A 16,644-nucleotide genomic window follows, 5' to 3' on the forward strand; every position below is an offset into this window, starting at 1 on the left:
ATAGAAGCAAATACAAATGTCCTAGCTCAATCAATAAATGAGATGAGTGAATCAATCAAAGAGCAAAGTGAAGGTATAAATATGATAAATCAATCAGTTGCTCAAATAGATAATCTAACAAAAGAGAATGTAGTAATTGCAAACCAAGCAAACGAAGTAACATCAGAAGTAGATGAGATGGCTAAAGCTATAGTTGAAGATGTTAGGAAGAAGAGGTTTTAACTTCTTAATAAACAAACTTAAATTTGTTTAATGCAAACTACTGAATTTAATAAACTCCAACCTGGTTTAAGCTGGGTTGGGATTTAATCTTTTAAATTTTGAACTTTAAATTTAATCTTTAATCTTTTATTTTTCTGCTCATCTTTACAAATTTTAAAATTTCACTCACTCGCCTTAGCGGATTACTAAATTTAAAACCGCGATAGCTAGTTCTAATTTCAAAATTTATTATAAATTTGGACCTACTACCCAACTATCTTTTTAACAGCTAATGAGGCTAAATTTAGCCCAAAGCAGGCAGTCACGCCCATGAAGCTTCCAAGTGGCTTGCAAAGTGGCTCTTCTGTTGAAAAGACCACGTCAAATTTACCACTAAAGCCCGATCTTTTTAGCTCATATCTATATTTTCTAGCTAGTGGATCGACCGATGTTTTCCAAACGCTAGCCACCTTTATTTTTGTAGGATCAACCCTTTTTGCACCACCCATCGAGGCTATAAATTTGCTAGGATCTACTGCATTTGCAAGGGCGATCTTGGCGGTGATATCATCGATCGCATCGACCACCACGTTAAATTTACTAAAGTCAAATCCAGCGACAAACTCAGGCGTGATCAGCGTCTGCATAGGCGTGATGCAAGGATAAATTTTGGCAAACTCCTCCACCTTTACGCCGCCTACGTTTTCACTGTAAATTTGGCGATTTTGATTTGTCACGTCAAAGATGTCTTTATCGATTAGAGTGATGCTTCCGACCCCGCTTCTAGCAAGCGCATCTACGCACATCCCACCAACGCCTCCGGCTCCGCAAACTAGCACTTTTGCGCTTTGAAGCTTGCTAAAACCATCCTCGCCAAAGAGCCATTTTATCCTTGTAAATCTATCATTTTGCATCAAATTTCCCTTTTAAGCTATCCAAGCTCTCGTATGAAGTCATATTTAGTTTTATGGGCGTTATCGTGGCAAAACCCTCATTTACCTTGCTGATGTCGCTTGGCTCGCCGCCCTCGTAGTCAAGTGCTGCGTTTCCAAGCCAGTAGTACTCGATGCCTCTTGGGTTGCGATTAAGCGTGGCATGCGTGGCGTAGGTGCGTCTGCCAGCTGGCACGGCGGTGTAGCCTTTGAAATTTTTGCTTGTTACTGCTGGGATATTTACGTTTAGAAATTCTCTTTGATTTAGCGAAATTTCATCATTTAGCACCTTTGGCACGATAAATTTAACGACTTCTTTTGCTAGCTCAAAGCCAAGTTCATTTAGTGAGTTATTTTCATAAAACTGCGAAAAAGCGATGCTTTTAATGCCCTGTAAAACGCCCTCCATCGCCGCTCCACATGTGCCAGAGTAGGTGATGTCCTCGCCCAAATTTGCCCCGTGATTTATGCCGCTTATTACAAGATCTGGTTTTTTGTTATAAAGTGCGTGAAGTGCGAGATAGACGCAGTCGCTGGGTGTTGCGTCGTCAAGTTTAAAAAAGCCATCATCAAGTTTTATAAACCTAAGAGGTCTTGTAAGCGTCAAAGAGTGAGCGCAGGCTGATTTTTCAGAGCTTGGAGCTACGATCGTGACATTTACGCCATCTAGCTCGCTTAAAGCTTCTTTTAAGGCAAGCAAGCCAGTCGCCTCAAATCCATCGTCATTTGTTATCAAAATTTCTTTCAAATTTTATCCTTTAAAGGGTTGGATTTTATCACAGCTTTCTTAAAATTTTAAAGAATTTTTGCGTATAATGCCCCCAAAAAAAGACCTGATGAAAGTGTGTAAATGAAAATTTTAGTCTCCGCTCTTGAGCCATCGGCAAATTTGCATTTAAAAGAAATTTTGAAAAATTTCGAGGGCGAATTTGAGCTAATGGGAATTTTTAGCGAAGAGCTTGGCACGCCATATATGAAAAGTAGCGAGTTTTCAGCGATGGGCTTTGTCGAGGTTTTGCCACTCATTTTTAAGGCAAAAAAGGCGATGAAAGTGATGAGCCAGATGGCAAAAGAGGCTGATGCGGTGCTGCTAATAGATAGTCCAGCCTTTAACCTGCCGCTTGCAAAGGCGATAAAAGAAGCTGGTGCAAAAGCAGCCGTGACATACTACATCTTGCCTCAAGTTTGGGCGTGGAAGCCAAAAAGGGTAAGCGTTGTGGAGAGGTATTGTGACAACTTAGCTTCGATCCTGCCATTTGATGCGAAATTTTATAGCCGCTCGACCTATGTGGGCCATCCTTTGATGGATGAGATAAAACTTAAAAAAACCAGCCTAAGTAGCAGTGGCAAAGTGGCTTTTCTGCCAGGATCAAGAAGGTCAGAGATTTCAAGGCTTATGCCAGTTTATAGAGAGCTTGCGAAAAAGATAGAAGCAAAAAGGCTACTTGTCGTGCCGCCATTTTTGCTTGATAAAGTTGGTGAAATTTATGGCGATACAAGTGATTTTGAGGTCGTCTCAAACACGCCTGAAGCCTTGTATGAGAGCGACTTTGCCTTTGTTTGCTCTGGCACTGCTACGCTTGAGGCAGCGCTCATTGGTACGCCATTTGTGCTAGCATACAAGGCAAAAGCGATAGATGTTTTCATCGCTAGAAAATTTGTAAAGATCAAGCACACAGGTCTAGCAAATATAATGTTTGACTTCATGGGCAAAGAGCCGCTTCATGAGGAGTTTATCCAAGAGTTTGCAACGGCTGAAAATTTGCTAAGAGCCTATGAGAGCTGTGATAGGCAGAAATTCTTAAAAGGCTGCGATGAGCTAAGGGCTTATTTAGGGCATGGTAGCAGTAAAAATGTAGTAAAAATTTTAAAAAATATGGAGTAAAAAATGAGTGAACCAATGACAATGCACGGATACGAGAAGATAGAAGCTGAGCTAAAAGATTTAAGGCTGGTGCAACGTCCTCAAATCGTAACTGAGATCGACATCGCAAGAAGCCACGGTGATCTAAAAGAAAACGCTGAGTATCACGCTGCAAAAGAGAAGCAAGCTTTCATAGATGCTAGGATAGCAGAGCTAAGCGCGCTTCTTGCAAATGCTGAAGTGATCGATCCAAGTAGCTATGAGCACGATAGGGTGAGGTTTGGCTCTAGTGTGACGATAATGGACGAAGAGACTGAGGTAGAGCATACTTACACGATAGTTGGTGTGAGCGAAAGTGACCTAGACAAGGGTTATATCTCGATAAACTCACCTCTTGCAAAGCAGCTTTTAGGCAAGGCTGAGGGCGATGAGGTAGCGCTAAATTTACCAAAAGGCAGAAGCGACGTTGAGATCGTGAAAATTTGCTACAAGCCTATAAAATTTGACTAAAAAGATGAGGCAAAGAGCTAAAACTGCTTTTTGGCTCTGTTAATTTTTAATTAAGGCAAAATTTGAGCGAATATCTATATGCCCCCGTTATAAAAGAAGGCGCGATCTTTTTGGCTGATGCGCATGAAAATGTAAACCGAGATGGATTTTTAAATTTTCTACGCGCCGTTGATAGCGGAGAGATCAAAGAGCCGCCGCAAATTTTCTTGCTAGGCGATATGTTTGACTTTTTGACAGGCGAGGGCGAATACACTATAAATTTCTATGCCGAGCATTTGAGACTGATAAATAAAATTTCAGAAAAGATAGAGATCTTTTATTTTGAGGGCAATCACGACTTTAGACTTTCAAATTTATTTAATAAAACAAGAGATTTTTGGGACAAAGGCGAGAGGCTAAGCTTTGAAGGGGTAAAGGTTTATGACATTTGCGCTCAGCCAGTGAAATTTAGAACTATAGGCGGTGAGCACGTCCAGATCGCGCACGGAGATATATTTTTACCTTTTATAGATAAGTATGCGCTTAGATTTTTAAGGCTTAGATGGTTTTTGAAATTTATGAACGCGCTTGATAAAATTTTGGATTTTAAAATTTCAAAAGCGATACTAGCCAAACTTACTAAGAAAAATCTGCACTATAAAATTTCAAACTTCAAGGAGCTAATGAGCAAGCATTTGCAGGGCTTTGACGCAAGTATAGTGATAGAGGGACACTATCATCAAGGTGAGCTATTTGATATTTACGATAGATTTTATATAAATTTACCTTGTTTTGCATGTGAGCAAAGTTATTTTGTTGTAGAATACGCCCAGCAAAAGTTGAATTTGCTCAAAATGAGTTTGAAAGGACATTGATGTTTGGAGACAACGTACTAAAAACGGGCTCAAACGAGATGGAACTTGTTGATTTTCGTATCTTTAAAAAGGCCGAAAACAAAGTATATGAAGGAATATACGGAGTCAATGTCGCAAAGGTGCGGGAGATCATTAAGATGCCAAATCTTACCGAGCTTCCTGGCGTTCCTGAGTATATCGAGGGAATTTTTGATTTAAGAGGTGTGGTTATCCCTGTTATAAATTTGGCAAGATGGATGAATATCATCGAGCCAACTGAGGGTGTAGTCATAAAGCCACGTGTTATTATCGCTGAATTTAGCGGTATATTAATCGGTTTTATCGTCCATGAGGCCAAGAGGATCAGACGTATAAACTGGAAAGACATAGAGCCTGCAAATTTTGCTGCTGGAGCTGGAACTCTAGATAAAGGTAAGATCACAGGCGTAACAAGAATAGAAAACGACGAAGTACTTCTTATCCTTGATCTTGAAAGCATCGTTGAAGAGCTAGGAATTTACTCACCAAAGATCGAATTTGACGTAACAGACGATCAAAAGATCAAAGGTGCTGCTTTGGTTCTAGATGATAGCTCAACTGCTAGAAAGCTAGTAAAAGATGCACTTGAAAAGATGGGTCTTAGTATAGTTGAAGCTAAAAACGGTGTTGAGGGCTTAGAGAGAATGGAAGAGCTTTATCAAAGATATGGAGATAACTTAGCAAAAGAGCTTAGAGTTATCTTAAGTGATATCGAAATGCCACAAATGGATGGATACCGCTTTGCTTCAACTATTAAAAATGATGAGAGATTTAAAGATGTTCCAGTTGTGTTTAACTCTTCATTAAGCAATGAATTTAGTGAGGTTAAGAGTAAAGAAGCCGGTGGTGCTGCGTATCTTACAAAATTTGATGCTGGTGTATTTTATCAAGAGGTGCTAAAAGTGATTGAAGCACATTCTAAATCTGCGAAGTGAGGTGAAGTATGGATGATATGAAAGAAATAATGGAAGACTTTTTAATAGAGGCTTTCGAACTTATTGAGCAGATAGACCATGACCTTGTTGAACTAGAGGCAAATCCTGAAGATTTGGAGCTTTTAAATAGAATTTTCCGTGTTGCTCACACAGTAAAAGGTAGCTCAAGCTTTTTAAATTTTGACGTTTTAACAGAGCTTACTCACCATATGGAGGATGTTTTAAACAAAGCTAGAAAAGGCGAGCTAAAGATCACTCCAGATATCATGGATGTTGTTCTTGAGTCAGTTGATATGATGAAAGGACTACTTGAGAGCATTAGAGATAACGGTAGTGACGCAGCCGCTGGCATTGATATTAAAAATATATGCGCTAGCCTTACTCAAATTTCTGAAGGTGAAGCCCCAAGCGCAGCCCCAGAAGCTCCAGCAGCAGCACCAGCTCCTGAGCCAGTAAAAGAGCCAGAGCCAGCCGCACCAGCTGAAGAAGCAGCTCCTGAAGTAAGTGATGCTGAGCTTTCAAAGCTAAGTGACTCTGAGGTTGAAGCTGAGATAGAGAGACTCTTAAAAGTTAGAAAAGCAGAAGATCAAGCAAGACGTGCTTCAAAAGGCATAGCTCCAAAATCTCCTGAAGAGATAGCTCCAGCCGCAAGCGCTGCACCAGCACCAGCACCTAAGCCAGCTCCTAGTAGAGAAAGAGATGCAGATAAAAAGGTGCCAGCAGCTAGTAGCAGCAGTGCAGTAGCACAAGAGCAAACGATACGTGTTGAAGTAAAAAGACTTGATCACTTGATGAATTTAATCGGCGAGCTTGTCCTTGGCAAAAACCGCCTACTAAAAATTTATGATGACGTAGAAGAGAGATATGAGGGCGAGAAATTCCTTGAAGAGCTAAATCAAGTAGTATCAAGCCTAAGCCTAGTTACGACTGATATCCAGCTAGCTGTTATGAAGACAAGGATGCTTCCAATAGCAAAAGTCTTTAATAAATTCCCACGTATGATACGTGATTTAAGCCGTGAGCTTGGTAAGCAGATCGACCTTGAAATTTCAGGTGAAGAGACTGAGCTTGATAAATCAATCGTTGAAGAGATCGGCGATCCGCTAGTTCACATCATCAGAAACTCATGCGATCATGGTATCGAAGATCCTGAGACAAGAAAGGCAATGGGCAAACCTGAAAAAGGTCTTGTTCAGCTAAAAGCTTACAACGAAGGCAACCATATCGTTGTTGAGATAGTTGATGATGGTAAGGGCTTAGATGCTGATATGCTTAAAGCTAAGTCGATAGAAAAAGGCATCATCACTGAGCGTGAAGCTGATGCGATGAGTGAGAAAGAGGCATTTGGTCTTATATTTAAGCCAGGATTTTCAACTGCAGCGAAGGTTACAAACGTATCTGGTCGTGGCGTTGGTATGGACGTTGTTAAGACAAATATCGAAAAACTAAATGGTATCATTGATATCGAGAGTGAAGTTGGAAAAGGCACAGTTATGAAGCTTAAAATTCCACTCACACTTGCGATCATTCAGTCACTTCTTGTCGGAACACAAGAGGAATTTTATGCGATACCACTTGCGAGTGTTCTTGAGACTGTTCGCGTGCCGATCGATGATATTTACACGATTGATGGCAAAAACGTTTTAAGACTAAGAGATGAGGTCTTATCTCTTGTTAGACTTTCAGACGTCTTTGGTGTCAATAAAGTCTTTGACGGCGGAGATCAAACTTACGTCGTTATCATCGGCGTTGCTGAGGCAAAACTAGGTATTATCGTAGATACTTTAGTTGGTCAAGAAGAGATCGTTATTAAGTCAATGGGTGATTATCTACAAAATATCCCAGGCATCGCTGGAGCTACTATAAGAGGCGATGGCCGCGTAACTCTTATTATAGACGTTGGTGCTATGATGGAGATGGCAAAGGATATTAAGGTAAATATTAGAGCCGAAATGGAAGATAGTGCTAAAGCAAAAGAGAAACCAAGCGATTATAAGGTTCTAATCGTTGATGACTCTAAGATGGATAGAACCATCATGCAAAAATCGCTTGAGCCAATCGGCGTCACAATAATAGAAGCAACTAATGGAGTAGAAGCACTCAATATAATTAAATCAGGCGAGCATGCCTTTGATGCGGTGCTCATTGATATTGAGATGCCAAGGATGGACGGATATACTCTAGCTGGTGAAATTCGCAAATACTCTAAGTATCGCACTTTACCGCTAATAGCAGTAACATCAAGAACGTCTAAAACTGATAGATTGCGCGGAGTAGAGGTAGGTATGACTGAATATATCACAAAACCATATTCGTCAGAGTACCTTGAAAACGTTGTTAGAAAAAATATTAAATTAGGTTAGGGGTTAGGCGATGAATGATAAACTAAACCAAGTTTTAAGCAAACAAAAACAGCAAATTGACGAGCCTGAGATAAAAAACAACGAAGATATAGTCCAACTTGTAGGCTTCGTTGTTGGCGAGGAAGAGTATGCGATACCTATTTTAAATATCCAAGAGATAATCAAGCCTATCGAATACACCCGTGTTCCTAGTGTGCCTGACTATGTTCTTGGCGTATTTAACTTGCGTGGAAACGTTATCCCTCTTATTGATTTGCGAAAACGTTTTTCATTAAATGTTACAAAGCAAAGCTCAAATACAAGATATATCGTCATGAAAGATGAGGATAACATCGCAGGCTTCGTGATAGACCGCTTGACGGAGGCTATCAGAATAGACCGTAACAGGATTGATCCGCCGCCAGAGACTTTGGTAAAAGACAAAGGCATGATCTATGGTATTGGCAAACGCGATCAAAATATCCTTACGATTTTAAAGGTCGAAAGCCTTTTAAAGCGTGATTTTTAGAGCATAGCTTGATAAAACTTTGTGTTTTTGACTTTGACTCTACGATAATGGACGGCGAGACGATTGATATCCTCGCCGCCGCTAATAACGCCAGTGATGAGGTGGCTAGCATAACGAAGCGTTCGATGAACGGCGAACTTGATTTTTTTGAAAGTCTTACAGCAAGAGTAAAATTTTTAAAAGGAATGCCACTCTCAAAGGCAGATGAAATTTGTAAAAATTTACCTATCATGCCAGGAGCTAGCGAGCTTATAGACGCTCTAAAGCAAAAAGGTATAAAGGTTGTGGTTTTTAGTGGTGGTTTTCACATCGCAACTGATAAGATGCAAGAAAAACTTAAATTTGACGCAAATTTTGCAAATATTTTGCACCATAAAGATGGAATTTTAACAGGTGAAGTTGGCGGAGAGATGATGTTTGGTAGCTCAAAAGGTGAGATGATAGATCGCTTAAAGGGGCTATTAAATTTAGATAAAAGTGAGATCATGTGTGTTGGTGACGGCGCTAATGATATTTCGATGTTTAGAAAATGTGATCTAAAAATTGCCTTTTGTGCGAAAGAAATTTTAAAAAAAGAGGCGACGCATTGCGTGGATGCCAAAGATCTGCGTGAAATTTTAAATTATATAAGGTGAAAAAATGTATGACAACGAAGCTAGATTTTCTCTTTGGTGTGACTTTATAGAGAGAGATTTTTTACAAAACGAATTCAACTCTTTGCTAGAAAGTGGCGTTATAAACGGAGCTACAAGTAACCCAGCTATCTTTAAAACAGCTTTTGCATCACCTGCTTACAAACAGATCATACAAAATAGCAACAAGCGTCACCCAAAAGACCTCTATGAAATTTTAGCGACCCAAGATATAAAGATCGCCGCATGTAAAATGCTAAAAAACTACGCAAATGGCGATGATGGCTTTGTTAGCATCGAGGTTGATCCAAATTTAAGTGGCGAAACAGCTGCTACGATAGAAGAGGGCATCAGGCTTCATAGCCTCATCTCAATGCCAAATGTCATGATAAAAATTCCAGCTACAAAAGAGGGTTATGAGGCGATGAGTGCGCTCATGGCAAGAGGCATCAGCGTAAATGCGACACTCATTTTCTCGCCAGATCAGGCTAAAAATTGCCTAGAGGCTTTTAAAGAGGGCAGTAAGGCATACGCAAGCCGCTTTGTGGATACTACTATGCCAAAAGGCGTTATCAGCGTTTTTGTTAGTAGATTTGATAGAAAGCTTGATGAGACAATGTCTGCAAAGAGCTTGCCAACAGGACAGATCGGCATAATGAACGCTGCAAATATCTATCATATCATTGAGGATTTTGGCTTAGAAAACGTAAGGACACTTTTTGCAAGCACAGGCGTGAAAGGCGGTGGCTTAAGAGGGGATTATTACGTTAGGGAGCTAATGTATAAAAACTCTATAAACACAGCTCCGATAGAGACGATAAAAGAATTTATAAAAGAAAAAGCTGAGGCAAAAAATGCCCCTAGTAAAGAAAATATCTCAAGCTTTTTCCACATCATAAAAAATAATGATATCGATATAAATGCTACTTATAAAGAGCTTTTAAATGACGGCTTGAAGCAGTTTGTTGCGGCATTTGACGACATTATGAAATCACTTTAATGACCAAACAAGACCTAGACTCATATCTGTGCTCTTTAGTCGATAAAGGTGGCAGCGACCTTCACCTAAAGTCTGCAAGTCTTGTTTATGGCAGATTTAATGGTGAGATCATGCCACTTAGCGAAGAAAATTTAGACCCAAGTGATGCGGTAGCTATAGCAAATGAGCTTTTGGGGGCTAAATTTGATGAGTTTATGGATAAAAAAGATATAGATTTTTCTTATAAACTAAATGATGAGTACTGCTTTCGTGTAAATATGTTTTTGCAGATAAATGGAATTTCTGCTGTATTTCGTGTCACTCCAACGAAAATCCCAACCATAAAAGATCTAAATTTACCAAGCGTGATAGAAAAAATTTGCACTGAGACCACTCGTGGCATCATCCTAGTGACTGGCCCAACTGGAAGTGGCAAGACGACAACGCTTGCAAGTATGATAAATTTCATAAACCAGACAAAAAGATCGCACATCGTGACTATTGAAGATCCGATCGAATACGTATTTAACGACGATAAAAGCATAATAAATCAGCGCTCTATTGGGACAGATGCGCTAAATTTCTCAGATGCGCTAAGAGCTTCGCTAAGAGAAGATCCTGACATCATTTTGGTGGGTGAGATGAGAGATCTTGAGACGATTGAGACTGCTATTAGAGCTGCTGAGACTGGTCACTTGGTGCTTTCGACACTTCACACACTTGATGCAAAAGAGAGCGTAAATAGAATAGTAAATAGCTTCCCTCAAGGCGAGCGAGATAAGGTCAGCCTTATGTTCTCTTCGGTTCTTGCTTGCGTCATCTCACAAAGGCTAGTTAAGACGCTTTTTGGCACAAGACGCCCAGCAGTCGAGATCATGAGAAAAAATACCCGCATAAAAGAGCTCATATCTGAAGAGAAATTTGATGAGATCGATCTTGCCATAGCTGAGTCAAAAAATACTTACGGCATGCAAACTTTTGATCAGCACCTGCTTGAGCTTTATGAAAATAAGATAATTAGTGCCGAAGTAGCGCTTGATAATGCTAGCAACAGGGGTGATTTACAGCTTAAGATAAAAAGCTCAAATGTAGCAGGTTTTAGTTTTGAAAATGGTGTAAATTTTGGCAAACCTCAAAGCAAACAAGATCAACCTGAAGTGATCGCACTTAAAGAAATTTAATAAGCTTTATGTGAAATTTATAAAGCTTTGGATAAAATCACCACTTATTTTTTACGAAAGGAAAACGATGTTAGAAGGAATCGTTAGAGAGAGTATCGGTAAGAAGTCTGCGAAGGCTTTGAGAAGAGATGGTTATCTAATCGCCAACATTTATGGCAAGGGATTAGAGAATGTTGCAGCTGCTTTTAAAGTAAATGACTTTATTAAAGAAGCGCGCAAAAAAGAGAGCCTTGCTTTTGATGTAAAAGTAGGCGGAAAAGTTTATAATGTCGTTATTGTTGATTACCAAAGAGATGTTGTTACAAGCGATCTTAAACACGTGGATCTAAAAGTAGCACTTCCTGGCGTTTTATCAAAATATATGATCCCGGTTAAGCCAGTTGGAACACCTATTGGTCTTAAAAATAAGGGCGTTTTGATCCAGTCAAAAAGACGTCTTTGCGTAAAATGCACGGCTGAAAATTTACCAAATTCATTTGATGTTGATGTAAGCAAACTTGACATTGATGATACGATTTTGGTTCGTGATATCACAGCTCCTAAAGGCGTTACTATCATCGACGCTGACCGTGTTGCGGTACTTGGAGTTATTAAAGCTAAATAAAAAGGGCTTTTGTGACACTAATAGCGGGGCTGGGCAATCCTGGCCCCAAATACGAAAACACTAGACACAACATAGGCTTTATGCTTATAGACCTCCTAAAAGACTCAAATTTCAAAGATGTTAGCTCAGCTAAATTTCAAGGCGAAGTTTTTAAATTTAACGACATTATCTTGCTAAAACCAACAACTTTTATGAACCTCTCAGGCCAAAGTGTTAAGGCGGTAAAAGACTTTTATAAGCCAGATAGGATCATCGTCATCCACGACGATCTTGATCTTAGTTTTGGTGCGGTTAAATTTAAAAAAGGCGGCAGTAGCGGCGGGCACAACGGCATAAAATCGATCGATAATCTAATAGGCAACGACTACGAAAGAGTGCGCGTTGGTATCGGACATGATGGCGATGCTAAAAATTTTGTCCTTGGAGAGTTTAGTGACGAGGAGAAAAAGGCTTTAGATGAAATTTTAGCCTATACAAAAAATGCGGTTTGCGAGCTACTAAAGAGCGACATAAACGAAATTTCACAAAAATTTACGGTAAAAAAAGGTCTTATCAAATGAAACTATACGCCAGATACGTTGGCTGGGTCTATATAAAATCTTTTCTTATCGTATTTTTAGCGCTTGAGCTATTTTATGTTGGCATTGATCTGCTTACAAATTTAAAAGATCTGCCGCCATCTGCGAACCTTCAGTTGCTCTACGTTGGCCTTACTGCGCTAAGTGCCATTAGCTACGTTTTGCCACTTTCGCTCATTTTTGCACTAATAATTTTGCATGTAAATATGGTTCGCTCAAACGAACTAATCAGCTTTTATGCTCTTGGTATCAGCAAAAACAAGCTCATTTTGCCGCCATTTCTTATCGCTTTTTTTGTGACTATTTTTTATGTCGGGCTAAATTTTACGCCATTTGCTTATGCGCATGACTATCAAAAAAGCATCGCAAAAAACACCGCTTTTTCAAAAAGCACAAACGACTCATTTTTAAAATTTGAAGGCAAATTTATCTACATAAAAGAGCTAAGTTCGGCCAAACAAAGGGCAAATGACGTAAGGATCTTTGAGATAAATGGCACAAATTTGATCTCGACAACCTTTGCAGATCACGCTAAATTTAAAGATAACGAGTGGGTTTTAGAGGATGTTAATCAAACTAGCCTACCGCAAATTTTAGAGCTTGGTGAGGCTGGATTTGTTAAAAAAGAGAGTGCCAATATGGACGCACTAAAAGGCTTTAAGCCAAAGAGTATAGAGAGCGCGGCAAGTGTTGAAAACTCGAGGTTTAACATACCTGACGCGATAAATTTTATAAAGACATTTAAAAACGAAGGCATAGGGCTAGACAGCGCAAGAACAGCATTTTATAACCTTGCTATCACCCCATTTTTTGCGCCATTTTTGCTGCTTATTTTCTACTATCATTTGCCAGTAACTGGTAGGTTTTTTAACCTAGCACTCTCAACATTTATCTTTGTTGTGATAACTCTCGTAGTTTGGGGACTTCTCTTTATCTTAACCAAATTTGCTCAAACCTCAGTCATCTTGCCAGAGATCGGCATGGTGCTTCCAGTTATTTTACTTTTTGCATACGCCATTTATCTCATAAAATCGCATCGTTAAGCCAAATTTTGGCAACTTTTCTGTAAAATCAAGCCATTTTAACAAAGGCTATTTTATGAATTTTAAAGAGCTTGCAAGCAAATATAAAACCCCACTTTACATCTATGATTTTAACCACATAAAAGAGCGCTACGAGGCGCTAAAAAACGCATTTCATGCTAGAAAATCTCTGGTTTGCTACGCTGTAAAAGCAAACTCAAATTTAAGCGTTTTAAAATTTCTGGCTGAGCTTGGGGCTGGCTTTGACTGCGTTAGCATCGGTGAGGTCAAAAGGGCGCTACTAGCAGGAGCTAAGAGATATCAGATCATCTTTAGCGGCGTTGGCAAGAGTGATGAAGAGCTAAAAGAGGCTTTAGAAAATGAAATTTTGCTGATAAATGTCGAGAGTTTTGCCGAGCTTTTAAGGCTTGAAAACATTGCAAAGGGGCTAAATTTAAAGGCAAGGATTAGCATCAGGGTAAATCCAGGTGTCGATGCAAAAACGCACCCATACATCTCAACAGGGCTAAATGAAAACAAATTTGGCGTTGATGCCGTGACTGCTAAAAAAATGTATATCCATGCCAAAAACTCAGACTTTCTTGAGCCAACTGGCATACACTTTCACATCGGCTCGCAGCTAACTTCTCTAAGTCCGATCATAGACGCTGCAAACATCGTTAGCGAGCTTTTAAGAGAGCTAAAGGCGCTCGAGATCGACATCAAATTCTTTGATGTTGGCGGCGGACTTGGTATCATCTATAACGACGAAAAAGAGATAAATTTATATGACTACGCACAAGGAATTTTAGGCGCGCTAAAGGGTCAAGATGTGACTATCGTTTGCGAGCCAGGACGCTTCATCGTGGGCAATGCTGGCTACTTTGTCGCAAGCGTTTTATATGAGAAATTTAACGGCAAGAAAAGATTTGTCATCACTGATGGCGCGATGAATGATCTCATAAGACCAAGCCTTTATGGCGCGCATCACAAAATTTTCGCCTACGGCAAGGATGAAAATTTAGGCACTTGCGACGTGGTTGGTCCAGTTTGTGAAAGCGGTGACTTTTTAGCAAAAGATATCAAGCTGCCAGAGTGCGAAAGTGGCGATGTCATCGTGGTTAAGGGAGCTGGGGCTTATGGTTTTAGCATGAGCTCAAACTACAATACAAGAAACAGAGCCGCTGAAGTTTGCGTGCTTGATGGGAAAGATAGGCTGATAAGAAGACGCGAGAGTTTCGAGGACGTTGTGGCACCTGAGATAGAATTTTTGGAGAGCGCTGATGCAAGAGCTAAATGAGCTTAGAAAAGAGATCGATAGTATCGATGATCTCATTTTAAATAAATTAAATGAGAGGATGAAGCTTGTCGAGCAGATCGGCAAGCTAAAGCAAACGAGCGGGACGCCTATATATCGCCCTGAGCGCGAGCGAGCTATCATAAACCGCCTAACAAGCCTTAGCAAAGATAAAGCCTTAAATAAGGCTGCGATCGAGGCTATTTATCTTGAAATTTTTGCTGTTAGTAGAAATTTAGAGATGCCTCAAAAGATCGTCTATCTAGGACCTGAGGGCACCTATACGCATCAAGTAGCGCAGAGTAGATTTGGCGCGATGAGTGCCTATCTGCCACTTGCTACGATCGAGGCAGTTTTTACGAAGCTAGCTCAAAAAGAGGCAAAATATGGTGTCGTACCTATCGAAAACAACACCGAAGGCGCTGTTGGAGCTACGCTTGATTGTTTGAGTAAATTTGATGATATAAAGATAGTGGCAGAGCTCTACGTAGATATCCACCACAGCTTTGTTAGCATAAATGAAAATTTAAAAGAGATAAAGCGAATTTACTCGCATCCGCAAGGCTACAACCAGTGCCGTAAATTTTTAGAAGATCACTTGCTAAATGAGGTCGAATTTGTCCCAGCCAAATCAACCGCAGCAGCTGCATATATGGCATCTATGGATAGAGAATCAGCCGCCATTTGCTCAAAAATCGCAGCTAAAATTTACAACGTGCCAATCGTCTATGAGACTATTGAAGATAATATGGCAAATAGAACGAGATTTTTGATCTTAAGTGATTTTAAAAACGCCAAGGTTGAAAACTCGAAAACTTCGATCCTAGCTAAAACTGATCACAGTCCAGGACGCCTTGCTGATCTGCTTTCTATCTTTAAAAATGAGAATATCAATATCACAAAACTTGAGTCACGTCCTATCAAACAGCGCGAATTTAAGTCAATTTTTTATCTTGACTTTGAAGGGCACATCGACGATGAGAAGGTGCAAAACGCCTTTGAACTCGCAAAAGAAAGCGGCGCTGAGATAACGTGGCTTGGAAGCTATTTAAACGGAGATGAGTAATGAAATTTAATGACTTTTTAGATGATCTAGTAAATTACGAGGCTGGAAAGCCAATCGAGCTTGTGGTTAGAGAGTTTGGCATCGATGCAAAAGATGTGATAAAACTAGCGAGTAATGAAAACCCTTTTGGCACGAGCAAACGCGTAGAAGAGGCGCTAAAAGAGGTCGCTAAAAATGCACATCTCTATCCAGACGATAGCTACTTTGAGCTAAAAGAGGGGCTGGCTAAGAAATTTGGCGTAACTAGCAAAAATCTAATCATCGGTTCTGGAAGCGACCAGATCATAGAGTATGCGCTTCATGCAAAGGCAAACAAGCAAAGTGGCGTTTTGATGGCTGGCGTGACATTTGCGATGTATGAAATTTATGCAAAACAAACTGGAGCTAAAATTTACCGCACAAAGAGCGTAGAGCATAATTTGAGTGAGTTTTTAGAAATTTATAATGCGCACAAAGATGAAATTTCAGTCATTTTTCTTTGCCTGCCAAATAACCCATTAGGCGAGTGCATCGATGCTGATGAGGTCTATAAATTTATAAAAAACATTGGTGAAAACACGCTTGTGGTGCTTGATTGTGCCTACAACGAATTTGCTAAATTTAAAGATAGCAAAAAAGAGATAAAGCCAAGCGAGGTGGTGAAATTTAAAAATGCCATCTATCTTGGCACTTTTTCAAAGGCCTACGCACTTGGTGGCATGCGCGTTGGATACGGCGTGGCAAATGAAGAGATCATAGGCGCTCTTTCAAAGCTAAGAGCTCCATTTAACATCACAACTCCAAGCCTAAGAGCGGCGATCGTAGCACTTGGTGATGATGAATTTGTGCAAAAAACTATGCAAAACAACTTCGAGCAGATGAAGAGATATGAGGAATTTGCAAGGAAAAATGGCATTGAGTTTATCCCAAGCTATACAAATTTCATCACATTTAAATTTAACGAGCCAAAATCAAGCCAGATATGCGAAAAGATGCTAAAAAAAGGTATAATTTTACGAGATTTAAAAAGCTATGCCTTAAATGCGGTGAGAATCACCATCGGTCAGGCATGGCAAAACGATAGAGTTTTTGAAGAGTTAAAGCAAATTTTAAAGTAGGGA

Annotated in this window: 17 protein-coding genes and 1 pseudogene; 16 read left to right on the forward strand and 2 right to left on the reverse strand. The window is 39.9% G+C overall.

Features of this window, described 5'->3' with window-relative positions:
• Nucleotides 1-222: pseudogene (locus FZ945_RS00005) on the forward strand (methyl-accepting chemotaxis protein); the annotation flags it as partial.
• Nucleotides 223-467: 245 nt separating this feature from the next.
• On the opposite strand, the gene FZ945_RS00010 reads toward FZ945_RS00005, so the two are convergent.
• Both FZ945_RS00010 and surE read right to left on the reverse strand, forming a co-directional pair.
• Entirely contained in the window at nt 468-1,115 is a 648-nt protein-coding gene (locus tag FZ945_RS00010) for a tRNA threonylcarbamoyladenosine dehydratase (protein WP_148801614.1), read from the reverse strand.
• On the reverse strand, nt 1,105-1,881 hold the full coding sequence (gene surE / locus FZ945_RS00015) for a 5'/3'-nucleotidase SurE (RefSeq protein WP_148801616.1): 777 nt from the start codon (nt 1,879-1,881) through the stop codon (nt 1,105-1,107). The genes FZ945_RS00010 and surE overlap by 11 nt, the downstream gene beginning before the upstream one ends.
• A 102-nt stretch (nt 1,882-1,983) precedes the next feature.
• On the opposite strand from surE, the gene lpxB reads away from it, so the two are divergent.
• From lpxB to hisC, 15 genes are all read left to right on the forward strand, one after another.
• Nucleotides 1,984-3,018, forward strand: a complete 1,035-nt coding sequence (lpxB, locus tag FZ945_RS00020; RefSeq protein ID WP_148801618.1) for a lipid-A-disaccharide synthase — start codon at nt 1,984-1,986, stop codon at nt 3,016-3,018.
• Between the two features lie 3 nt (nt 3,019-3,021).
• On the forward strand, nt 3,022-3,507 hold the full coding sequence (gene greA, locus FZ945_RS00025; protein WP_012001423.1) for a transcription elongation factor GreA: 486 nt from the start codon (nt 3,022-3,024) through the stop codon (nt 3,505-3,507).
• A gap of 62 nt (nt 3,508-3,569) precedes the next feature.
• Nucleotides 3,570-4,361: a UDP-2,3-diacylglucosamine diphosphatase gene (locus tag FZ945_RS00030; RefSeq protein ID WP_148801620.1), complete on the forward strand. Its 792-nt coding sequence runs from the start codon at nt 3,570-3,572 to the stop codon at nt 4,359-4,361.
• Entirely contained in the window at nt 4,361-5,314 is a 954-nt protein-coding gene (locus FZ945_RS00035; protein WP_148801622.1) for a chemotaxis protein, read from the forward strand. The genes FZ945_RS00030 and FZ945_RS00035 overlap by 1 nt, the downstream gene beginning before the upstream one ends.
• A gap of 8 nt (nt 5,315-5,322) precedes the next feature.
• Nucleotides 5,323-7,677 carry a hybrid sensor histidine kinase/response regulator gene (locus FZ945_RS00040; RefSeq protein WP_148801623.1) on the forward strand — a complete coding sequence of 785 codons (2,355 nt, stop codon included), beginning with the start codon at nt 5,323-5,325 and terminating at the stop codon, nt 7,675-7,677.
• A 10-nt stretch (nt 7,678-7,687) separates the two neighbouring features.
• Entirely contained in the window at nt 7,688-8,185 is a 498-nt protein-coding gene (locus FZ945_RS00045; protein ID WP_021087872.1) for a chemotaxis protein CheW, read from the forward strand.
• Between the two features lie 8 nt (nt 8,186-8,193).
• Nucleotides 8,194-8,820 carry a phosphoserine phosphatase SerB gene (gene serB, locus FZ945_RS00050; protein ID WP_148801625.1) on the forward strand — a complete coding sequence of 209 codons (627 nt, stop codon included), beginning with the start codon at nt 8,194-8,196 and terminating at the stop codon, nt 8,818-8,820.
• A 4-nt stretch (nt 8,821-8,824) separates the two neighbouring features.
• The gene (locus FZ945_RS00055) at nt 8,825-9,817 is read left to right on the forward strand and encodes a transaldolase (RefSeq protein WP_148801627.1); all 993 of its coding nucleotides are present in this window, start codon (nt 8,825-8,827) and stop codon (nt 9,815-9,817) included.
• Nucleotides 9,817-10,977, forward strand: coding sequence for a type IV pilus twitching motility protein PilT (locus FZ945_RS00060; protein WP_148801629.1), 1,161 nt, complete (start codon nt 9,817-9,819; stop codon nt 10,975-10,977). Before FZ945_RS00055 ends, FZ945_RS00060 begins: the two co-directional genes overlap by 1 nt.
• Nucleotides 10,978-11,044: 67 nt before the next feature.
• A complete protein-coding gene (locus tag FZ945_RS00065; RefSeq protein ID WP_002939542.1) occupies nt 11,045-11,581 on the forward strand; it encodes a 50S ribosomal protein L25/general stress protein Ctc in 537 nt (178 codons plus the stop codon).
• Between the two features lie 11 nt (nt 11,582-11,592).
• The gene (gene pth, locus FZ945_RS00070) at nt 11,593-12,141 is read left to right on the forward strand and encodes an aminoacyl-tRNA hydrolase (protein ID WP_103581994.1); all 549 of its coding nucleotides are present in this window, start codon (nt 11,593-11,595) and stop codon (nt 12,139-12,141) included.
• Complete coding sequence (locus tag FZ945_RS00075) at nt 12,138-13,202, forward strand: LptF/LptG family permease (RefSeq protein ID WP_148801631.1); 1,065 nt, start codon at nt 12,138-12,140, stop codon at nt 13,200-13,202. The genes pth and FZ945_RS00075 overlap by 4 nt, the downstream gene beginning before the upstream one ends.
• A 55-nt stretch (nt 13,203-13,257) precedes the next feature.
• Complete coding sequence (lysA, locus tag FZ945_RS00080; RefSeq protein WP_148801633.1) at nt 13,258-14,481, forward strand: diaminopimelate decarboxylase; 1,224 nt, start codon at nt 13,258-13,260, stop codon at nt 14,479-14,481.
• Nucleotides 14,465-15,544 carry a prephenate dehydratase gene (gene pheA, locus FZ945_RS00085; RefSeq protein WP_148801636.1) on the forward strand — a complete coding sequence of 360 codons (1,080 nt, stop codon included), beginning with the start codon at nt 14,465-14,467 and terminating at the stop codon, nt 15,542-15,544. Before lysA ends, pheA begins: the two co-directional genes overlap by 17 nt.
• Entirely contained in the window at nt 15,544-16,641 is a 1,098-nt protein-coding gene (gene hisC / locus FZ945_RS00090) for a histidinol-phosphate transaminase (RefSeq protein ID WP_148801637.1), read from the forward strand. The genes pheA and hisC overlap by 1 nt, the downstream gene beginning before the upstream one ends.
• The last annotated feature ends 3 nt before the right edge of the window (nt 16,642-16,644 follow it).

The organism is Campylobacter concisus (assembly GCF_902460535.1).
GTDB lineage: Bacteria > Campylobacterota > Campylobacteria > Campylobacterales > Campylobacteraceae > Campylobacter_A > Campylobacter_A concisus_AS.

Excerpts from the sequence above, each read along its gene's own strand:
- FZ945_RS00010 (WP_148801614.1), bottom strand. The coding sequence starts at position 1,115 with ATGCAAAATGATAGATTTACAAGGATAAAATGGCTCTTTGGCGAGGAT.
- lpxB (WP_148801618.1), top strand. The coding sequence starts at position 1,984 with ATGAAAATTTTAGTCTCCGCTCTTGAGCCATCGGCAAATTTGCATTTA.
- greA (WP_012001423.1), top strand. The coding sequence starts at position 3,022 with ATGAGTGAACCAATGACAATGCACGGATACGAGAAGATAGAAGCTGAG.
- FZ945_RS00035 (WP_148801622.1), top strand. The coding sequence starts at position 4,361 with ATGTTTGGAGACAACGTACTAAAAACGGGCTCAAACGAGATGGAACTT.
- FZ945_RS00040 (WP_148801623.1), top strand. The coding sequence starts at position 5,323 with ATGGATGATATGAAAGAAATAATGGAAGACTTTTTAATAGAGGCTTTC.
- FZ945_RS00045 (WP_021087872.1), top strand. The coding sequence starts at position 7,688 with ATGAATGATAAACTAAACCAAGTTTTAAGCAAACAAAAACAGCAAATT.
- FZ945_RS00055 (WP_148801627.1), top strand. The coding sequence starts at position 8,825 with ATGTATGACAACGAAGCTAGATTTTCTCTTTGGTGTGACTTTATAGAG.
- FZ945_RS00060 (WP_148801629.1), top strand. The coding sequence starts at position 9,817 with ATGACCAAACAAGACCTAGACTCATATCTGTGCTCTTTAGTCGATAAA.
- FZ945_RS00065 (WP_002939542.1), top strand. The coding sequence starts at position 11,045 with ATGTTAGAAGGAATCGTTAGAGAGAGTATCGGTAAGAAGTCTGCGAAG.
- FZ945_RS00075 (WP_148801631.1), top strand. The coding sequence starts at position 12,138 with ATGAAACTATACGCCAGATACGTTGGCTGGGTCTATATAAAATCTTTT.
- lysA (WP_148801633.1), top strand. The coding sequence starts at position 13,258 with ATGAATTTTAAAGAGCTTGCAAGCAAATATAAAACCCCACTTTACATC.
- pheA (WP_148801636.1), top strand. The coding sequence starts at position 14,465 with ATGCAAGAGCTAAATGAGCTTAGAAAAGAGATCGATAGTATCGATGAT.
- hisC (WP_148801637.1), top strand. The coding sequence starts at position 15,544 with ATGAAATTTAATGACTTTTTAGATGATCTAGTAAATTACGAGGCTGGA.